This is a genomic window from Pseudomonas sp. NPDC089530 (assembly GCF_050280705.1).
Classification (GTDB): Bacteria; Pseudomonadota; Gammaproteobacteria; order Pseudomonadales; family Pseudomonadaceae; genus Aquipseudomonas.
This window is the reverse complement of the sequence record NZ_JBNNVU010000054.1, coordinates 20,302-37,625: the sequence shown is the minus strand read 5'-3', so window position 1 is coordinate 37,625 and position 17,324 is coordinate 20,302. Positions and strand designations below refer to the sequence as shown.

Here is a 17,324-nt window from a genome sequence, read left to right as displayed (position 1 = left end):
TCGGCATGGAAGTGCTGGTGACCTTCCTCGAAGGCGACCCCGACCAGCCGCTGATCACCGGCTGCCTGTACCACAAGGAACACCCGGTGCCCTACCCATTGCCGGCGAACAAGACCCGCACCGTGTTCAAGTCCATGAGCTCGCCGGGCGGCGCCGGCTACAACGAACTGCGCATCGAAGACAAAAAGGGCGCCGAACAGATCTTCATCCACGCCCAGCGCGACTGGGACGAAAACATCGAGCACGACCAGAAAATCCGCATCGGCCACGAACGCCACGACACCGTGGTCAAGAACACCTACACCGAACTCAAGGCTGAAGAACACCGCATCACCTACGCCGACCGCAAGACCGAAACCCGCGTCGACGACCACCTCACCGTGGGCGAAAACCAGCACATCAAACTCGGCACCGCGCAACTGACCAAAGCCGGCCAGGAAATCCACCTCAAGGCCGGGGCCAAGATGGTCATCGAAGCCGGCAGCGAACTGACCATCAAGGCCGGCGGCAGCTTTATCAAGCTGGATGCCGGCGGCGTCACGGTGGTGGGGCCGGTGGTGAAGATCAATGCGGGGGGAGCGGCGGGGAGTGGTACGGGGATCGGCATCAAGCCGCCGGGGTTGCCGGGGGCGGCGGATAGGGATAAGGCGGGGAGTTTGATGGATGAGGCGTTGGTGAATGCGCCATCAGAGAAGGTTAAGCCGACCTTCGATTACCCATTCTCACTATGAACGACAGAACTAGCGTCAATATGGACAAGGATTCTTCAAGATGATTATTAGCCCTCCTTTTCTTCCTGCTCCTGTTGCAGGAGAAACCGATGAGGCGTTCCTTGCGCGCGCCATGGTCGGTGGTGTGCCTGGTGATGGTGGATTTCCGCTGAGTTTTGATCTCAATTGGCACGGCGGAGTCCATCTAAGTTCTCCACAAGAAAACGAGAATTTTCTACCCGTCAGAGCCATTGCCGATGGCAAGCTCGCCTACTTTAGGAATCCTGATGCTGAGGTAGATACAGATCATCCCCTGCGTTTCCGACGCGGCTGGACCGATAATGGCTGCATAGTGTTGCGTCATGAGACCGAGATTGGAGAGGGGGCTCAATCGACAGTCGTTTTCTATTCAATCTACATGCATCTATCGAAGATCAACCTGACCCAGCCTCAAGTAGGTATGGCCATCTACCGAAAAGACAACCTTGGTGAAGCTGGCAGCATTTATGGTGACAAGGGCCGAATCCATTTTGAAATTGTGGCGGACCAGAGCCAGATAGCTCATCTGGTGGGGAGGGCTACCCGAGACCTCGACTATCAGTCAAATAACGGTCGAACAGACAGTTGTTGGGGGGACGTGTACTTCTTTGTTCCACCGGAAGTACTGCTATATGGCGCGGCCCCCAGTGACCGTCGTCAATCCCAGAATAATGCCCCCGTTGTCTATCGCTGCCCGGCCATGCCGACCAATACTCCAGTTCAAGAGGCCGGCAACCCTGCCTCTCCCGCAACCCCCCTCACTACAGTGGATGGCTACGAGTGGGCGGTAGCCTCGCAGTTGCAGCAAGGCATCTTTGTGCGTATGAACTATGAGAGGGGGCAGTGCACTCTAACGTCCTTTTATTCCGGCGGAGTAGAAATAGGTGCGCAGCAGGAAGAAACCAATTACGAGTACAAACTTTACACCACCGCGAGCCAACTTTATCCACAGTCTCCTAGCGCTGGTTATGAACTATTGCGCTTTGGTCGGATACTAGGGCCGGATACCATTCAACCTGCCGATGCTGCCCATTGGCGGCAGATCAAGTTTCCTGGTAAGGCAGGTGAACAGAGCAAAGTAGGTTGGGTCAATTTAAATTCACCGACGGTGACAAAGTTTAGCGATGCCGACTTTCCGCAATGGCAAGGCTGGAGGCTGATTGATGACGATGTGGATACCGATAGCCATTGCCAGTCACCGTTTATCAGAGGTTTGCTGGATCTGACTCAAGACACGGTGCAGCCAAGTAATAATGATGCGGTAAGTATTGCGAAATCACCTGGGTATGCGGCTCTTTCCCAAGAAGAAAAAGAGCAGTTATCTGAGCGATACTCAAACGAGCATGAGTTGAGCATGTCGCGGCTGAGCTCGCCGGACATACAGAAACAAATAAAGCGATTGGTTTGTAAGTTTCCAACTGAATGGAAATCGACTGACTTTGATATTCGTTATGATTGGTTGCTTAAAGTGTCGAGCGGTGGACCGATGCCGCAGGATAAATACGAAAAATTGAAGGCTTATCAGAGTTCTTTGGCTTTCTGGGAGCAGGCAAACCTAGCTGGTATTGATAGTAAGCACTGGCATTTTCATCCGACTGAGTTTATTCGCGTGTTCAGGAAATGCTCTTGGCTTAGCCTGGAGGAGTTTGCGTATACGCTGCCAAAGTATCATTTTTATGAGGTGTCCGGTTCTACTTGGGTTTGCCATACGGCAGGAGCGGCCTCAATATATCAAATATCGCATGCTACAGCGAAGTCTAGGTTTCAGCTGCACTATGTAAATATGAATAAAATCATGACTAAGTACGGAATTGTGAGTGTTGCACGGAGATCGCATTTTCTGGCTCAAACCATATTGGAGACGGATCGTTGGCGAACTATTTCTGAATATGGTTCTGGAAGCCCGAATCCTAGGATTCACATGGCGCAATATTATGCGGCATTCTATGGTAGGGGTATAATGCAATTAACATGGGCTGGTAATTACGAGAGATATGGTGAGTATAGGTCCACAGCGCTTCCGGCTGTAACAAATAATCAATATGCTGACTCCCGAATAACGGCAACGTCGACCCATTATTGGGAGGATCCCACAAGAAAAAACTCGAATAACCAAGTTGTCGTTGTAGGAACCCCGAAGCGTTGGGCTCCTAGGTATGACCCAAATCTGATTAAGTCTGATTCATATAATGCATGCGATAGTGGCGGTTTTTTTTGGGCCTCTAATGTAATAAATCGTAGTGGTGATAGAAATATCAATCGTGAGTGTGATAAGGAATTCAATACAACTAGAGTAGGAAGTATCTCTGTGTTGGTGAATGGTGGTGGGAATGGCTACCATGAACGGCAGGCATATGCACAATATGTTTATAGATATTTGAGCGACTCTGTTGCAGTTTCGATAACCGAAACTGTGACCACTCCACGTCAATCAGTCACGATTAATTTTTCTATGAGTAAACCTGTATGAAGAATATGTTCTCGTTTTTTTTCATTTTTTTTTCATCTGTAGGCTTTTCTTGGGGGGACTCAGGCTTATGGTTTCCTGAAGTTTCTCCTCTCCCAGGCGACATAGAAAAATTAATTGCTAAAGAAAATGAAGTTGATGTAAAGGATGTTCATCAGTTTCCTGGTGGTACATTGAAGTGGGAAGGTGGATATGTAAGTGCTGTTGTTTTTAATGACTCAATAAAAAATTGTGCAATTTATGTTTCTAATAGTGGTTCGCTGTCGCTATTGTTTAGTGGTGCACCTTGTGAGTTTTTCGGTAGTCCGAAAGTCAATACTTTCAGAAGAGCTTCGATGCCAGATATACTGTATAAGGTTAAGCTGTTTCTACCAAACCGCGGAGCAATGGTGGATGAGGTTTTAGCATTCTATTTTGATGATGAGAGGAGAACTTACTGTGAAAGTCAGCTTCTCGGTGATTGGTATGAAACAGGAAATAGAAGCATCGAGCCAAATATTAGTGATGGCAAGTGCGAATGACCAATTTTTAGAATGGGGCTTATTTTCTGTATGAGTAAGCGGCGGCGTTTGTGACGTCGCCTAGTTTCTCGCTCGCCAATGTTTTTATTGGGAGTTATAGAATTCAATATTGAGTGTGACGGCTTTCTCCATTTCGCACAGATAGTAAAACGGCCAAGCGTAGCGCTCTCCTTGCGAGCTATGTTGTCAAGTCTGAAGCGATATTAAAAGTCACTTCCACTGCGCCGGAGACAAAATAAATATGAGGTTTAAATATCAGATTGCCATCGCTATTGTGGCTGTTGTGCTAACTAACTTTGCATTGGCACAAGGTGATGTTTATGTTGCGGACTCGAATAATAAAGCTTTAAGTGTAACCTGGTCGGGTGGCAGCAAAACGATTGAGGGGGTCGTTGGTAGTGAGGGAGAGATTACTAGAGAGCTTGTGGATTTTGACGGTAGCAAAGCGCTGCATTATGAGAATTTAGCATCGCGCTCGCCTTTTGAAGCGTATTTCACGTTGAGAAGACACGATGGTGAAGTTGTAATAGATTGTATCTATGTCAGTATTCGGAATGAACAAGACGGCATTTTGATTAACAAGGCCGTGTGTGGTCTAGATCACCCTCTAGCAGAGGGATATGAGGATGTAGTTTATGAATTCTCAGATCAGTGGAAAAGCTCGACTGCCAATATTGTAATAGCACAGCTTTTGAAAACACCTCCGATGTCACTGGAGGTAAAAGAATCAAAATTTGGTGGTGCGGAGTTTTTTCGTATTTATAAATCTCAGAAAGATTTGAGCACCTCGGTGCCTGAAGCAGTGCTCAAGAAAGAAGCTAAAAAATACTCGTTTGGTTCAAGCTTAGTATTTTCTGTTTATAAGTTTGATGAGTTGGCTTCTCCTGCCTATTTAGATGTTTCATCTGAAGGCCTAGAGAAGAAATTTATCAGATATGATCGTGACTCCGTGAATAAGTTGTTCTGATAGTAGTGGAGTGCCTTGGTCGACGAATAAGTTGAAGAGCATGGGGCGGGTTTTTCTAGTCTGTCCCACTCACACATTTTGAAAATTGCTATCGCTCCAGATGAATAAGGCGGCATTAGGATGAAGCATCTAATCGTTATATTTGCATTGTTCTATTACGGTTCGGCTTTTTGTGGTTCTGCAGAAAGACCATTGGGGTGCAGGAGTGAGAGTGAAGGGGGGAGAGGGATTAAGCTCTTCTCTAATAGAGATGTCTTTTTCATAAAGAAGGCAAAAAGAAGGTGCGGCTCAGAATATACATATAGAGAGTATTCAGATGGAGCGAAAGGATTTCTTGTGATTTCCTCTCCAGGTAGTGATGATCTTGGCCTTAATGCTCAAAATATGATTTATTTTGTTTTGTCTGGAAGTAAAGAGGCGAACTACATCGGCGATATCCCAGCTAGCGCAACGGAACTTGAGGATGGGACTTATCAAAACATTGTTCAGTCCGGTGGGTCTATATTTGAAAGTGTTTACAAGCTAAGTAGTGAAAAGATCACTATTTTATCACCAAGTAGGGAGTTGATAATTTCTGATACGCAATGTGTTTATCAGAAAAAAGATAGTAAAGCCTGCAAGGAAATGTCGGGGAGCTTTAAGAAGCCTTTATGTGTAATAAATTATGGGGAGCATAAGGTCGCTGCTGATATTAATGAGTGTTCTGGTATGAGTGAAGGTTAATAGGTTGTCTGAAATTGTACTAGGCAAGCCATTAGTGCTAATGGCTTGCCTTCTATGGGTTAAATGCCTAGTGAGTACTGTTTTTTACTGACTTGGCGAAATGGAGTTTGAAATGTCATCCACTACGGCTTTACCCATTTCGCACAGATAGTAAGCCGGCCAAGCATAACGCTCTCCTTGCTCCTCCATCGCGGCATCGAGCATGAGTTTTTTGGCGTAATAGAACAGGTTGGAAGCATGCTCCAAGGCTTCCCGGGCTGGGATGTCTGGATTGACGCGGAACAAGCTTTGTTCTTTTTCACCGCAGTCGGCGAAGGTGACGATGCCGATGGTTTTGATAGAGGTGGTCATTGCACACCTCCTGCTGCTTGCAGATGGTGTGGTTGGTATAGGTGGGATGCGTACATTGGCGTAACTCCTTTTACGTTAAAGAAGCTGCCGTTTTCGTTTCCAGGCGAAAGGGTGGCAGCTGTACGCGGGCTGGAAAACCGAGGCAAAAGGAACCCGGCAGACCCGAAGGTCTCCCACGCACAGCCGCCATGACACAGAAATGCAGGCGCAAAAAAAACGCCTGCACTTGATGGTCTGGGCGCTGCTGTTGCGCCTTTTTGCTCTTCGGGTTTCCAGGCCCGGCCGCTGATTTTGCAGCGACGGCGGAAGGATAACGGGGAGGGTATGCGGCTGCAACGACAGGATTACTGCATTTTATGACGAGGCGTATTCCGTGGGTCTTGGTAGCAGCTCCAGACAGATCTTCATGAGTCGTACATCAAATAGGAATTCTCCTGTCGATATTTGGTGTTTTCCTACAGTCGTTAGGTGCTCTGCTTGGTAGCGTCAGTACTTTGAGAGCCACTTTTCCATAGTTCCACCGAGGTACATGGATGAAAACCAGCACATCAAACTAGGCTCGCCCTACTGACCAAAACCGGCCAGGAAGTCTACCTCTAGGCCGGGGGAGCTCCGGGGGGGCTCCGGGATTGGCATCAAGCTGCCGGATAAGGAAAAGTCGGGGAACTTGGTGGATGAGGCGTTGGTGAATGGGGGTCGGAGAAGGTTAAGCCGAAGGCTTTTTTGTGTTTTCAGCATGAACTGTTAGGAACTGACATGAATTTTCAGACCATTTTTTTTAAAATTTTCATGGCGCGCGCACTAGCATGTTTGCTTTTGCTGAGTGGGGCTGTATGTGCGGAGAAAAATAATATAAGCAAAGGGTTTGACGTTATCACCTATGAAGAGGCATTGGAGAAGTTCAATGAAGAGCATTCGGATGAAAATTACAGGTGCCAATACAGCCTTTCCGGTGCAAACGAAAACTCACCGCTGACTGTCGTAGAAATAGAAAATTTTATTTATCTCAAGAAAAATGGAAGCATCATTGAGTTGGTTGGCAAGGATAGAGGCGTAAATACTGGAAGTTATAGCTCAAGAGATGGAGAGCTGAAGATTTTATATAAGGTACTCAAGAAATATAATTTCTCCGAATACCAAGAGTCTGATGATAGAGATGTAAAGGTTAAGTTTATATATCAAGGACAGGTCGAAGTTGTAAAGATGTATGGTATTCGATGCGGAATCTGATATTGGGCTTGATTGGCGTTGGAAAGATATATGTCGTCTGAAAAGTATGAGGTCGTTGATGTTGGCTGGTGAAAGTGGCTTATACATGAGGGTGGGTTTTATTTATGATTTTATTGAGTAGGGGTTTTTGTGTGTGTTCAATAGTAAAGTGGTTTGTTTTTTCTGTCTTTTTATCGCCTGGATTAGCTGTGTCTTCTCCAGATGTTGAGCCGTATATAAAGAAAGATGCCATGAGTTGTGATGGAGTTAAAGTGGAGTTGGTATCGCATTGCCTGAAGGATACAGTAGAAATATCCCAAGCTCATGGAGGGTTGCCGGTATGCACTAATCAAGTTATCAATATTAATGGTAAAGAAAGTCGTCGTAAAATCGATAAGGTCTCTCAACTCACAAGCTCTGGTAAAAATGTAAAATCGTTATCAAATGTAGTTGTCTCTATGGCCTGTCTAAAAGGTAGTAAGGGAAGTGTAGTTTCCATAGGTGGCTATGGCGGGTGTGGTTCTTGTCCAGAATGGCACGGTTACTACTCGAAAGATGGAGCGTTGGTTTATTATAACTTTAGCAATTCATACCGTTCGTTTGGTTCTTCTGGGTCTTTCGATGATCTAATTAGTCGGTATGGTATTAAAGAGAAAGATTTAATTGATGAGGGCCATTTTGCACAAAAGGTTATATACGACAATCCTTAATTTTTGAGGGTGTATTTGAGTCTGGCGTAGTAAAGCATTGGGAGTAAGCTTGTGAAAGGTGGGGTGCTGAAAATGCAATTGCTGGAGATAACTGGCAAGGCTATGGCGTTTTTAGGGTGTCTAATGATATTCGTTAGCCCGGTGATGGCAGATACCAAGTGTGATGCTAATACAACGGTGAACTCAGGCATAATACGCTGCGCTCAAGCCTCCCATTCAAAAATCGATAAGATTTTAAATGAGCAGTATAAGGCTCTTTCTGATGAGCTATCCCCTGATCTTAAGGCTGACTTGGTTTCTGCACAAAAAAGCTGGATTCGTCTAAGGGACGAGCAATGTAATGATGAAGAGTCTTCCGGCCAAGAAGCTCCCATTGAAAGACTTTCTTGTTTGAACCAGTTCACGAGCTTTCGTGTAAGTGAAATTGTATATCTGCGAACTGGTGTCATTGGGGATGGATTCTATAAGGCGGTATCCATTGTGAATAAAAAAACAACCTCCATGGATTATGCTAAGGCTGTTGCATATATGGGCGGGGATATGGATTTTGGATCGGGTTGGTCTGAATATGCAGAAAAGAACTGTATGATGACACAGAAAATTTATGGTGAATTTACTGGTCGGTGTTTGTCTAGGATGCGTTTTCAAATGCCGATCTATTGAGTGACGCTCTAAAATTATACTAGGCAAACCACTGGGGTTAATGGCTTGCCTTCTGAGTAGCCTCTCGATACACCATGAACAGGGATGTCTGTTAATGAGTTTTATGAAAGCGAAGTGGATCAAGGTATTGATGGTCCTGCTGGTTGTGTTTGCACAGACCAGCCTTTCCGTTGCCAGGGCCAGTGATGCGGTGGCGGTCGGCACTGCCATGGGCCAGTCGCGGTTTGTTCGGGGGCCTGCCGATACCGTGATCGATATGTCACCCTGCCGATTTTCTTTATCCCTTTTGAAGGATCAGTTTCTTCAGTTCAATGCACCAGATCTCGTGTTCATGGCATCGAAAGAAACACCTAAGGATTCAACCGCCCCCTACTTGTGGCAAGCCCAGTTATCAAGCGGTTATGAATGGCATTTTGAAAAGCCCGGTGACTTGAGCGAGGTTTGGTTCGGAGGTATGTGTGAAAATACCGCGAACTTTTCCGGGCTCACGCCCGAAGTGCCAATGTCGATCGAAACAAGCCCTGAGCTTCAGTTGATCCGAGAGAACAACGATCTTAAATGCCCGGCGACACTGATAGATCGTGGCTGGGTGCCTACTCATCTGGCGGGAAGGCCGGAGACGTATGTTTTTGAGTCATTGAGTGGGCCGAAATCGACCGGCTTCATCATTGGGTACCACGAAAAAACCAGGAAGCTCTTCACGCGCATCCGTTTTTGTCTGGTGCATGGCGATCAAGTGTTGGTGGGCTCCACGGAAAACGGCTCCACTCCATTGACGTTAAGCGCCGAGGCTTTTGAAGGCATCAAAGCAGTGATACGAACCATTGGCTTTGAGTAACAGCCACGCGACTTTTAGTGTTCATTTCAGATTGCTGTACGTACGGAGTTTCAACATGAAAGGACTTTCGGTTCTATTGAGCAGCGTCTTGGCGGCTTCGGCGTCCTCGTGTTTTGCCGCTGCACCCTCCTTCAAAGACTTAAACGTCACGGAAGTCTTTGAAGGCCCCAATCATGCTTTGCTGCCGCAGGAAAACAGCAGCCCGATGATGGATCGTGCGCGAGCGCAGGCCCTCGAAGGCAAGGTCAACTTTGCCGGCCATTACATTCTGCACAAGGTCGGCTGTGGTGGCGGTGCCGTCTGTGGCGATGTGCTGGACGCTCGCACGGGAGATGTCGTTGCCGGGCTACCGAATGCTTATGACGGCAATACCTTTAGCCTGTCCTTCCAGCCTGACAGCCGTTTGATCATCATTTCCGGCATCACGCTCGATGCCGAAGAGGATGCGCAAGGGAATCAGCTAGAAAGCCGTGACAGGGATCGCTACTACGAGTTTGTGAACAACGAGTTCCGACTGCTGACGATCAGAGAATCGTAATCACCACCGTTGATTAAGGAAGATTGGATGAACTGCTTTTTCATTCGGCCGATGCTGAGTGCACTTCTACTTTTGCCTCTCGCTTACACCATGCCCGCCACTGCAGATGAGGGTGGTTGCTACGGCTATCTCACCGAGTTGGTCAGGAGCAGCAATTTCCCGTTTCGTTATGTCGGCAAGGACAAGGTCAATCTGCTGATCGACGAGGACGACGGTGAAATGGTGCATGCACAACTGTTCTATGACACGGACGGCACCGGAAGCATCGGCTGGATCACATACACCCCGGCCACCCAAGTGCTGCTCAATACGTCGGCGGAGCTGGAAGAGCCGGTGGAGTTGTCATTCGATGCCAAGTTCGCCAATGGCTATGCAACGTGCCTGGCGGGCCAACAGGCCGGTTAACGGCGAAAAGGAATGCTCCATGAATCGGCTTCTTCTTGCGGGCAGCTTTCTGCCGCTCTCATTTTCAATCTCCGCGGCTCCAACGGATGCGTACACCCAACGCGATGTCATGCAATGTGGCGGCGTTGAAGTGGTGTTGGTTTCGTCTTGTCGATCGGTGACGGTGCAAGCCAATGAGGATCAGATGCTCCCGGTTTGCTCCGACCAGACGATCAACATCGGCGGCAAGTTGCTCAGACGCGATATCGACCAGGTTTCACAACGGACGTCTGACGGCACAGCGACGTCGATGTTGAGCAACGTTGTAGTAACGATGGATTGTTTGAATGGCACTAAAGGCAGCCTGGTCTCAATTGGCGGCTACGGCGGTTGCGGTGCTTGCCCGGAATGGCACGGGTATTACTCGACGGCCGGGCGGTTGGAGCAATACAGCTACAGCAATGCCTACCGGTCGTTCGGATCGAAGGGCTCGTCTGAAGGGCTGATCAAAGCCTATGGCGTCACTGCGAAACAGCTCCGTGAAGAAAGTCCCACGCTAAAGAGAGTCAGCTATGGGCAGCCTTAATCCTGCGGTATGGCTCACGAGCGCGGCAATTCGAGCGATTTCTTACTCAAGGCCTGAAAAATTGAAGATGTTTAGCCATTTCTCATTGCTGTTACTCGGGCTAATGCCCATCTCGAATGTGCTGGCTGAGGACGGCTGCAAAGAGATCGCCGGCAGTGCGCAGGTAGACCAGTGTGCCGAAATCGCTCGCCAGGCTGCCGACGTAAGGCTCAATGACGCTTACAAGAAACTCTTGGCGCGGTTCGAGTCGCAGCAATACGCGAACCCTGGGCAGGGGAAGGTTTTCGTGGCCATGGCCAGGGACTCGCAGCGTGCCTGGATCAAGTTGCGAGACACCAATTGCCCGCTTGAGGCCACGGATATTGAGCCCGGCACGGCGGCGCATGTCACGACGATCAATAACTGTATCGCCAGAATGAGCCTGGAGCGCTCGGACTACTTGGACAGCATCGTGCGTGACATCTCGGGTGGCTCCGTACACGGGGAAGGCGTATTGGCGCCTCAGGTTCCGGAGGTCGCTTGTCCGTCCGTTGACTTCGACGCGTTCCTTGCGTCTTTTGCGCAGCACACGGTCGTCCAGAAAGCCTTTGTTCAACGACCGCTGCAATTTGTGACGACGGTGGCCGGTGACCCCGAACCAACATCCGAGAAATGTGCCTTGAATGAGGCCCAGATCAAGTTTCCGCTGATACCGGATCGGGCGAAGCGGGAGATTGAGGGGCTGACGTTGACGGTCAAGGAGCAGCACGAGGACAGCGCCTCGGTGATATTGCAAAAGCCGGATACCGACTATGTGATCGAGTACCGGTTTGTTCGTGGGCAGTGCTGGATGCTCAGTGAAGTGTCGGACTTTGCGCTTTAGAAACTCAGGGAGTGCACTGGGCCGTTACGTTTTGAGGGCGGTTCTTCGTGCAGGTGGGGGCGAGAGCACGTTCGTGCCTCATCGTTGGAAACCGGTTGTCAGTGGGAATGGGGCAAGGAAATGCGATTCAAGACTTTAGCCGTATCGCTGTTGGGGTTGTTGTGGACGGTTACGGCGTTTGCCGAGGTGACGACGTTCAATCCAGCCACAAACGTCGAAACGACGCTGGTGTTGGAGGGATCGACGTTAAGGGTCGCGGTTAAAAGCGAGGCTCATAGCGAATCCAGGACAATAGAATTCGAAGCCCTGAACGAACTGCACGTGCAGATCGACGATTTCAATTTCGACGGCATGAAGGATTTTGCGGTTTGGCAAATCGACGACGGAATGGGCACCTACGACATTCATAGGATTTTCGTTTTCCAACCACAAACAGGGTTCTTCGAAGAACTGCAGCCGGATTGCGGCGACGGTTTCGTTAACCTCGAGATAGATAAAAAACGCAAAGCGCTGATCAGCACTTACTGGGAGATGAACGTGGCGAAGCAGTGCGTAACCCGGTTTCCGCGCTGAGTGTGGGAATGCGCAGATGGGGATGTGGGCAGGCCTGTCAGACAGGCAGTAAAACGTGACTTGGCGGTCATCATGCGAGAAAACCTGTCCATCCTCTTTCAACGTCACCCGATAGTGGCGTTCCCTTCCGAAGCCGCTACACTGCGCCAGCCGTTCATTTTTCCTTTGGGGCTTTGCGCATGAAATTTCGTTTTCTTCTGTGGATGATGGGCCTGTTGATGGGCAAGGCCAGCCGGACCAATCCGGCGTTCCAGCAGCAGCTGGGCGACAAGGAGCTGGTGTTTCAGCTGCAGACGCTGGATGGCAAGGTGGCGCGGCATTTCCTGGTGAAGGGCCAGCGGATTACCAGCAAGTCCGGGGTGTATCCCGAGCCGGCGTTTGCCATCGCCTTCAAGGATGCGGCTTATGGTTTTGCCACGATGCAGGCGAAGAACAAGCAACTGGCCTTTATGACCGGGATTCAGGACAAGTCGATCCAGATCAAGGGCAACCCGGCGCTGGTGATCTGGTTCCAGGGGCTGACCAAGTACCTGAAGCCGAAGAAGGCCAAGCCGAAGGCTTGAGAACGGGTTAGATCCGGTCGGGTTTGATCGGGGGAGATTATCGCGGGCAAGCCTCGCTCCTACGGGAGTGGGGCTTGCCCGTTTTGCGTTAGTGCTGGCTGAACTGCGAGGCCAGTTCCCGCAGCAGGACTTCGGCTTCGAGGACTTTGCTGACCACGTCTTCGGCCTTGTCGCGGGTGATGCCCAGGCGCTCGAACATGGCATCGGGGATGGCTTCGTCGGGGCCGGAGCCGATGCCGCGGCTGCGCAGCAGGCGCACGGCCAGGCACACCAGGTTCGGGTACTCGGCGTAGGCGCCGTCGTAGCTCGGGTCGTGCTGGAAGCGCAGGGCGGTGCACAGCTCGTCCGGCATGTCCCAATAGCGCATCAGCCAGGAGCCGATCTGCTCGCGGCTGATGCCCAGCAGGTGCTGTTCCACGTAGCTGTGGCACAGGTGCGGGTTGACCTCCAGGTGCCGGCAGATCAGCGAGAAGTGCGGCGGGAAGACGTGGGCCAGCAGCAGGTAGCCGAAGTTGTGCAGCAGGCCGGCGAGGTAGGTCAGGCCCGATTCCGGGCGCTGGGCGCGGGGCATGGCGCGGGTCAGGCCTTCGATGACGGCGGCGGTATAGATCGACTGCTGCCAGTACGGCGTGCTGTGTTGCGGGTGGTCCTTGGGCAGGCTCAGGGTCTTGCCCAGGGCCAGGCCCAGCGCCAGGTTGATCACCAGGTCGAAGCCCAGGACGCGGACGATGGCGTCTTCCACCGAGCGGATCTTGCCCGGCGAGGCGTAGTAGGGCGAGGCGGCCCAACTCACCACCTGCGCGGCCAGGGCCGGGTCGGTTTCCACCACGCCGGTGATGTCGTCGATGGTGGCGTTGGGGTCGACCCGCAGCTTGATGATCTTCTGCGCCGTCTCGGCCAGGGGCGGAATTTCGATGGTCGCTTCCAGGCGTTGCTGGATGCGCCGGGCGGTGAAGGCCTGCACCGCCTGGGTGATTTCTTCGCGGTCATCGTCCGGGCGGTCGAGGTTCGGGCGGATGCTGCTCAGGGCCTCGCCGAAGTTGCCGGCGCTGGCCTTGCTCAGCATGCTCTTGAAGGCCTCGCTGGTGATTTCCAGCAGCAGGCCCGGTTCGCCGGAGTTGATCAGCAGGTTCGGTTCGCGCAGCAGGCTTTCTTCATACAGGCAGGGCGAGCTGGTGAGCGCCGGCAGGCCGGGCAGCAGGCTCAGGTTGTGTTTGCCGAGCATGCGCTCCAGGCGCTCGGTCGAGACCGCGGTCAGGCGGCGGCCGGTCAGTTCGGCGAGGCGATTGAGGTCCAGCAACTGGCTCTGGGGGAACAGCACCATCAGCGCGCCAACGGCGTCGTCCAGCAGGACCGCCTGTACCTTGCGCGCGGCCGGGAGGCCTGGGTGGTCGAGCACTTCCGTGAAGCTGATGTTCAGCTTGTCGAGCAGCAGCCGGATTACAGACGGAGCGTGCGGGGCTGCGGTGGCGAGGGCAACTTCTGTCATGGTCTGTATCCGTTTTCAAACAATTTCAGGAGTATAACCAGCTTGATCGGGGCATTCGCCCCTTAACTGAGACACTGCTCACACTTGGCCGTATTGCTGCCCATGGCGCAGCCAGCGTTCCAGCAGCGGGCTGACATGGTGCGGCCAGCGCTCCAGCAGGGCCTGGGCGGCGTCACGCACCGCCGGCAGCAGGTCGGCGTCGCGCATCAGGTCGGCGACCTTGAATTGCAGCAGGCCGGTCTGGCGGGTGCCGAGCATCTCGCCGGGGCCGCGCAGTTCCAGGTCCTTTTCGGCGATGACGAAACCGTCGTTGGTTTCGCGCATGATGCCCAGGCGCTGGCGGCCGATCTGCGACAGGGGCGGATGGTAGAGCATCACGCAGTGGCTGGCGGCGCTGCCCCGACCCACGCGGCCGCGCAGCTGGTGCAACTGGGCCAGGCCCAGGCGTTCGGGGTTCTCGATGATCATCAGGCTGGCGTTGGGCACATCGACGCCGACTTCGATCACGGTGGTGGCCACCAGCAGCTGCAACTCACCGACCTTGAAGCGGCCCATGACTTCGGCCTTTTCCGCCGGTTTCATGCGCCCGTGGATCAGGCCGACCCGCAACTCGCCCAGGGCGCTGCTCAGGTCTTCGTAAGTGGTTTCCGCGGCCTGGCAGGTCAGCTCTTCGGACTCTTCGATCAGCGTGCACACCCAATAGGCCTGGCGCCCTTCGGCGCAGGCGGCGCGCACCCGTTCGATGACCTCGACCCGCCGCGAGTCGGTGACCAGCACGGTGTTCACCGGCGTACGGCCCGGCGGCAGCTCATCGAGGATCGAGGTGTCGAGGTCGGCGTAGGCGCTCATGGCCAGGGTCCGCGGAATCGGCGTAGCGGTCATGATCAGCTGGTGCGGGCACAGGCGTCCGCCCACGCCTTTCTGGCGCAGGGCCAGGCGCTGCTGCACGCCGAAGCGGTGTTGTTCGTCGATGATCACCAGCGCCAGGTTCTTGAACTGCACTTCGTCCTGGAACAAGGCGTGGGTGCCGACCACCATCGGCGCCCCGGCGGCGATCTGTTCCAGGGCGGCGCTGCGGTTCTTGCCCTTGAGCTTGCCGGCCAGCCAGGCGACTTCCAGCCCCAGGGGCTCCAGCCAGCGCTTGAAGGTGATGAAGTGCTGCTCGGCGAGGATCTCGGTCGGCGCCATCAGCGCCACCTGGTACCCGGCTTCCAGCGCTTGCAGGGCGGCCAGGGCGGCGACCACGGTCTTGCCGGCCCCGACGTCGCCCTGGATCAGCCGCAGCATCGGCTCCGGCTGGCTGAGGTCGTAGGCGATCTCGTTGCCGACCCGCTGCTGCGCCCCCGTGGGCGGGAAGCCGAGGTTCTTCAGGTACTGCGCCGGCAGCCGGGTGGCCTTGGGCAGCGCCGGGGCGAGTTGCGAGCGCAGGCTTTCGCGCAGACGTTGCTGGGATAGTTGATGGGTCAGCAGTTCCTCGAACGCCAGGCGGTGCTGGGCCCAGTGGTGCCCCAGGGCCAGCTCGTCGACATCGGCGTCGGCGGGTGGGTGGTGCAGGTAGCGAATCGCATCGTCCAGCGGCGCCAGCTGGTAATCCCGCGCCAGTTCTGCCGGCAGCCAGTCCGGCAGGCTGCGCGGGCCGAGCAGGGCCAGGCTCTGCTGGCACAGCATGCGCAGGCGCTGCTGGGTCAGGCCTTCGGTGAGTGGATAGATAGGGGTCAGGGTCTGGTCCACCGGCGGCGGTTCGTCGCCGCTGATGGCGCGGTATTCCGGGTGGTAGATTTCCAGCCCCGAGGCGCCGGGGCGCGCTTCGCCGTAACAGCGCACGCGGGTGCCGCGCTTCAGGCCTTCCTTCTGCGCGTTGCTGAAATGGTAGAAACGCAGGCTCAGGCCGCCGGTGCCGTCCTGCAGGCGTACCAGCAGGCTGCGGCGCTTACCCATCACCACGTCGGCGCCGCTGACGGTGCCTTCGATCACCGCATCCTGGCCGGGGCGCAGCGCACCGATCGGCACCACGCGGGTGCGGTCCTGATAACGCAGGGGCAGGTGGAACAAGACGTCCTGCAGGTTCTCCAGGCCCACCTTGGCCAGTTTCTCGGCCATGGCTTCGCCGACACCCTTGAGTGCCGTGACCGACACTTTCGACAGCTCAGTCATCGCGACGGCTTAACTCGCGGCAGGCGGCTTGGCCACCGAACACAGGCGGATCGAATCGGCGAGGATCTCGATGGCTTTGGGCCGCGGGAAGCTGGCGCGCCAGGCGATCGCCACGGTACGGAATGGCACCGGCGGGGTCAGCGGGCGCACTTCGATCACGCCCGGGGCGTAGTGATGGCTGTCCACCGCCGACAGCGGCAGGATCGAGACGCCAAGGCCCGAAGCGACCATATGGCGGATGGTTTCCAGGGAGCTGGATTCCACCGTGGTGTGCTTGGCGCCGTCGTTGCCCTTGGTCAGGGTCGGGCAGGCTTCCAGCACCTGGTCGCGGAAGCAGTGGCCTTCGCCCAGCAGCAACAGGCTCTTGTCGTTGAGCAGGTTGGTGTCGATGGTCTCTTTCTGGGTCCAGGGGTGGGTGCTTGGCATCAGCACGTAGAAGGGTTCGTCGTACAGCGGCAGGGTCAGCACGTCGGCTTCGTTGAACGGCAGGGCGATGATGATCGCGTCCAGTTCGCCGTTGCGCAGCTTGTCGCGCAGCACGTGGGTGAAGTTCTCTTCGATGTACAACGGCATCTGCGGGGCGACCCGGTGCAGTTGCGGGATCAGGTGCGGGAACAGGTACGGGCCGACGGTGTAGATCGCGCCGACTTTCAGCGGGGCGGTCAGCTGGTTCTTGCCGGCCTGGGCCAGCTCGCGGATGCCTTGGGCCTGTTCGAGAACCTTTTGCGCCTGGGCGACGATACCTTCGCCGACCGGGGTCAGACGTACCGCACTCTTGCTGCGCTCGAAAATCAGCACACCGAGTTCGTCTTCCAGCTTCTTCACGCCCACCGACAGGGTCGGCTGGCTGACATGGCAACGCTCGGCCGCGTGGCCGAAGTGCTGCTCTTGGGCGAGGGTAACGATGTAGCGTAATTCAGTCAGAGTCATAGCGGACGTCCATGAGGTTGCGGGCCAAGCATACCGGCTGCAATCGA

19 protein-coding genes are annotated in these 17,324 nt (G+C 53.7%); 15 read left to right on the top strand and 4 right to left on the bottom strand.

The window, feature by feature from the left end; genetic code table 11:
* The 5 genes from ACQKQA_RS19635 to ACQKQA_RS19615 form a co-directional block, all read left to right on the top strand.
* A partial coding sequence (locus tag ACQKQA_RS19635) for a bacteriophage T4 gp5 trimerisation domain-containing protein (RefSeq protein ID WP_427561132.1) occupies positions 1-731 on the top strand: 731 nt, incomplete at its 5' end.
* A gap of 40 nt (positions 732-771) precedes the next feature.
* On the top strand, positions 772-3,219 hold the full coding sequence (locus ACQKQA_RS19630; protein ID WP_427561129.1) for a hypothetical protein: 2,448 nt from the start codon (positions 772-774) through the stop codon (positions 3,217-3,219).
* Positions 3,216-3,737 (top strand): hypothetical protein, encoded by a 522-nt coding sequence (locus ACQKQA_RS19625; RefSeq protein ID WP_427561126.1) that lies wholly within the window; start codon positions 3,216-3,218, stop codon positions 3,735-3,737. Before ACQKQA_RS19630 ends, ACQKQA_RS19625 begins: the two co-directional genes overlap by 4 nt.
* Before the next feature lie 241 nt (positions 3,738-3,978).
* Positions 3,979-4,704 carry a hypothetical protein gene (locus tag ACQKQA_RS19620; protein ID WP_427561123.1) on the top strand — a complete coding sequence of 242 codons (726 nt, stop codon included), beginning with the start codon at positions 3,979-3,981 and terminating at the stop codon, positions 4,702-4,704.
* Positions 4,705-4,824: 120 nt separating this feature from the next.
* The gene (locus ACQKQA_RS19615) at positions 4,825-5,427 is read left to right on the top strand and encodes a hypothetical protein (protein WP_427561121.1); all 603 of its coding nucleotides are present in this window, start codon (positions 4,825-4,827) and stop codon (positions 5,425-5,427) included.
* A gap of 84 nt (positions 5,428-5,511) precedes the next feature.
* Here ACQKQA_RS19615 and ACQKQA_RS19610 read toward each other — a convergent pair whose 3' ends face one another.
* Positions 5,512-5,778, bottom strand: coding sequence for a DUF3077 domain-containing protein (locus ACQKQA_RS19610; RefSeq protein WP_427561118.1), 267 nt, complete (start codon positions 5,776-5,778; stop codon positions 5,512-5,514).
* Between the two features lie 756 nt (positions 5,779-6,534).
* Here ACQKQA_RS19610 and ACQKQA_RS19605 point away from each other — a divergent pair.
* The 10 genes from ACQKQA_RS19605 to ACQKQA_RS19560 all read left to right on the top strand — a co-directional run bounded on the left by ACQKQA_RS19605 (position 6,535) and on the right by ACQKQA_RS19560 (position 12,704).
* On the top strand, positions 6,535-7,008 hold the full coding sequence (locus tag ACQKQA_RS19605; protein WP_427561115.1) for a hypothetical protein: 474 nt from the start codon (positions 6,535-6,537) through the stop codon (positions 7,006-7,008).
* 104 nt (positions 7,009-7,112) lie between these two features.
* On the top strand, positions 7,113-7,697 hold the full coding sequence (locus ACQKQA_RS19600) for a hypothetical protein (protein WP_427561113.1): 585 nt from the start codon (positions 7,113-7,115) through the stop codon (positions 7,695-7,697).
* A 51-nt stretch (positions 7,698-7,748) separates the two neighbouring features.
* Positions 7,749-8,360 carry a lysozyme inhibitor LprI family protein gene (locus tag ACQKQA_RS19595; protein WP_427561110.1) on the top strand — a complete coding sequence of 204 codons (612 nt, stop codon included), beginning with the start codon at positions 7,749-7,751 and terminating at the stop codon, positions 8,358-8,360.
* Between the two features lie 94 nt (positions 8,361-8,454).
* Positions 8,455-9,198: a hypothetical protein gene (locus ACQKQA_RS19590; protein ID WP_427561107.1), complete on the top strand. Its 744-nt coding sequence runs from the start codon at positions 8,455-8,457 to the stop codon at positions 9,196-9,198.
* A 55-nt stretch (positions 9,199-9,253) separates the two neighbouring features.
* Positions 9,254-9,736, top strand: a complete 483-nt coding sequence (locus tag ACQKQA_RS19585) for a hypothetical protein (RefSeq protein ID WP_427561104.1) — start codon at positions 9,254-9,256, stop codon at positions 9,734-9,736.
* Positions 9,737-9,763: 27 nt separating this feature from the next.
* Positions 9,764-10,141: a hypothetical protein gene (locus tag ACQKQA_RS19580; RefSeq protein WP_427561101.1), complete on the top strand. Its 378-nt coding sequence runs from the start codon at positions 9,764-9,766 to the stop codon at positions 10,139-10,141.
* Positions 10,142-10,160: 19 nt separating this feature from the next.
* Complete coding sequence (locus ACQKQA_RS19575; RefSeq protein WP_427561098.1) at positions 10,161-10,706, top strand: hypothetical protein; 546 nt, start codon at positions 10,161-10,163, stop codon at positions 10,704-10,706.
* A gap of 67 nt (positions 10,707-10,773) precedes the next feature.
* Positions 10,774-11,568, top strand: coding sequence for a lysozyme inhibitor LprI family protein (locus ACQKQA_RS19570; RefSeq protein ID WP_427561135.1), 795 nt, complete (start codon positions 10,774-10,776; stop codon positions 11,566-11,568).
* 120 nt (positions 11,569-11,688) lie between these two features.
* Positions 11,689-12,141: an XAC2610-related protein gene (locus tag ACQKQA_RS19565; RefSeq protein ID WP_427561095.1), complete on the top strand. Its 453-nt coding sequence runs from the start codon at positions 11,689-11,691 to the stop codon at positions 12,139-12,141.
* A gap of 179 nt (positions 12,142-12,320) precedes the next feature.
* A complete protein-coding gene (locus ACQKQA_RS19560; RefSeq protein WP_427561093.1) occupies positions 12,321-12,704 on the top strand; it encodes a helicase in 384 nt (127 codons plus the stop codon).
* A gap of 88 nt (positions 12,705-12,792) precedes the next feature.
* On the opposite strand, the gene ACQKQA_RS19555 is transcribed toward ACQKQA_RS19560, so the two are convergent.
* From ACQKQA_RS19555 to ACQKQA_RS19545, 3 genes are all read right to left on the bottom strand, one after another.
* Complete coding sequence (locus ACQKQA_RS19555) at positions 12,793-14,193, bottom strand: aminoacyl-tRNA deacylase and HDOD domain-containing protein (RefSeq protein ID WP_427561091.1); 1,401 nt, start codon at positions 14,191-14,193, stop codon at positions 12,793-12,795.
* Between the two features lie 78 nt (positions 14,194-14,271).
* Positions 14,272-16,347, bottom strand: a complete 2,076-nt coding sequence (recG, locus tag ACQKQA_RS19550; RefSeq protein ID WP_427561088.1) for an ATP-dependent DNA helicase RecG — start codon at positions 16,345-16,347, stop codon at positions 14,272-14,274.
* A 9-nt stretch (positions 16,348-16,356) separates the two neighbouring features.
* On the bottom strand, positions 16,357-17,277 hold the full coding sequence (locus ACQKQA_RS19545; RefSeq protein WP_427561085.1) for a LysR substrate-binding domain-containing protein: 921 nt from the start codon (positions 17,275-17,277) through the stop codon (positions 16,357-16,359).
* Positions 17,278-17,324: the final 47 nt, after the last annotated feature.

What these genes read in the sequence shown, in the direction of transcription:
- ACQKQA_RS19630 (WP_427561129.1), top strand. Translation starts at nt 772, where the DNA reads ATGATTATTAGCCCTCCTTTTCTTCCTGCTCCTGTTGCAGGAGAAACC.
- ACQKQA_RS19625 (WP_427561126.1), top strand. Translation starts at nt 3,216, where the DNA reads ATGAAGAATATGTTCTCGTTTTTTTTCATTTTTTTTTCATCTGTAGGC.
- ACQKQA_RS19620 (WP_427561123.1), top strand. Translation starts at nt 3,979, where the DNA reads ATGAGGTTTAAATATCAGATTGCCATCGCTATTGTGGCTGTTGTGCTA.
- ACQKQA_RS19615 (WP_427561121.1), top strand. Translation starts at nt 4,825, where the DNA reads ATGAAGCATCTAATCGTTATATTTGCATTGTTCTATTACGGTTCGGCT.
- ACQKQA_RS19610 (WP_427561118.1), bottom strand. Translation starts at nt 5,778, where the DNA reads ATGACCACCTCTATCAAAACCATCGGCATCGTCACCTTCGCCGACTGC.
- ACQKQA_RS19605 (WP_427561115.1), top strand. Translation starts at nt 6,535, where the DNA reads ATGAATTTTCAGACCATTTTTTTTAAAATTTTCATGGCGCGCGCACTA.
- ACQKQA_RS19600 (WP_427561113.1), top strand. Translation starts at nt 7,113, where the DNA reads ATGATTTTATTGAGTAGGGGTTTTTGTGTGTGTTCAATAGTAAAGTGG.
- ACQKQA_RS19590 (WP_427561107.1), top strand. Translation starts at nt 8,455, where the DNA reads ATGAGTTTTATGAAAGCGAAGTGGATCAAGGTATTGATGGTCCTGCTG.
- ACQKQA_RS19585 (WP_427561104.1), top strand. Translation starts at nt 9,254, where the DNA reads ATGAAAGGACTTTCGGTTCTATTGAGCAGCGTCTTGGCGGCTTCGGCG.
- ACQKQA_RS19580 (WP_427561101.1), top strand. Translation starts at nt 9,764, where the DNA reads ATGAACTGCTTTTTCATTCGGCCGATGCTGAGTGCACTTCTACTTTTG.
- ACQKQA_RS19575 (WP_427561098.1), top strand. Translation starts at nt 10,161, where the DNA reads ATGAATCGGCTTCTTCTTGCGGGCAGCTTTCTGCCGCTCTCATTTTCA.
- ACQKQA_RS19570 (WP_427561135.1), top strand. Translation starts at nt 10,774, where the DNA reads ATGTTTAGCCATTTCTCATTGCTGTTACTCGGGCTAATGCCCATCTCG.
- ACQKQA_RS19565 (WP_427561095.1), top strand. Translation starts at nt 11,689, where the DNA reads ATGCGATTCAAGACTTTAGCCGTATCGCTGTTGGGGTTGTTGTGGACG.
- ACQKQA_RS19560 (WP_427561093.1), top strand. Translation starts at nt 12,321, where the DNA reads ATGAAATTTCGTTTTCTTCTGTGGATGATGGGCCTGTTGATGGGCAAG.
- ACQKQA_RS19555 (WP_427561091.1), bottom strand. Translation starts at nt 14,193, where the DNA reads ATGACAGAAGTTGCCCTCGCCACCGCAGCCCCGCACGCTCCGTCTGTA.
- recG (WP_427561088.1), bottom strand. Translation starts at nt 16,347, where the DNA reads ATGACTGAGCTGTCGAAAGTGTCGGTCACGGCACTCAAGGGTGTCGGC.
- ACQKQA_RS19545 (WP_427561085.1), bottom strand. Translation starts at nt 17,277, where the DNA reads ATGACTCTGACTGAATTACGCTACATCGTTACCCTCGCCCAAGAGCAG.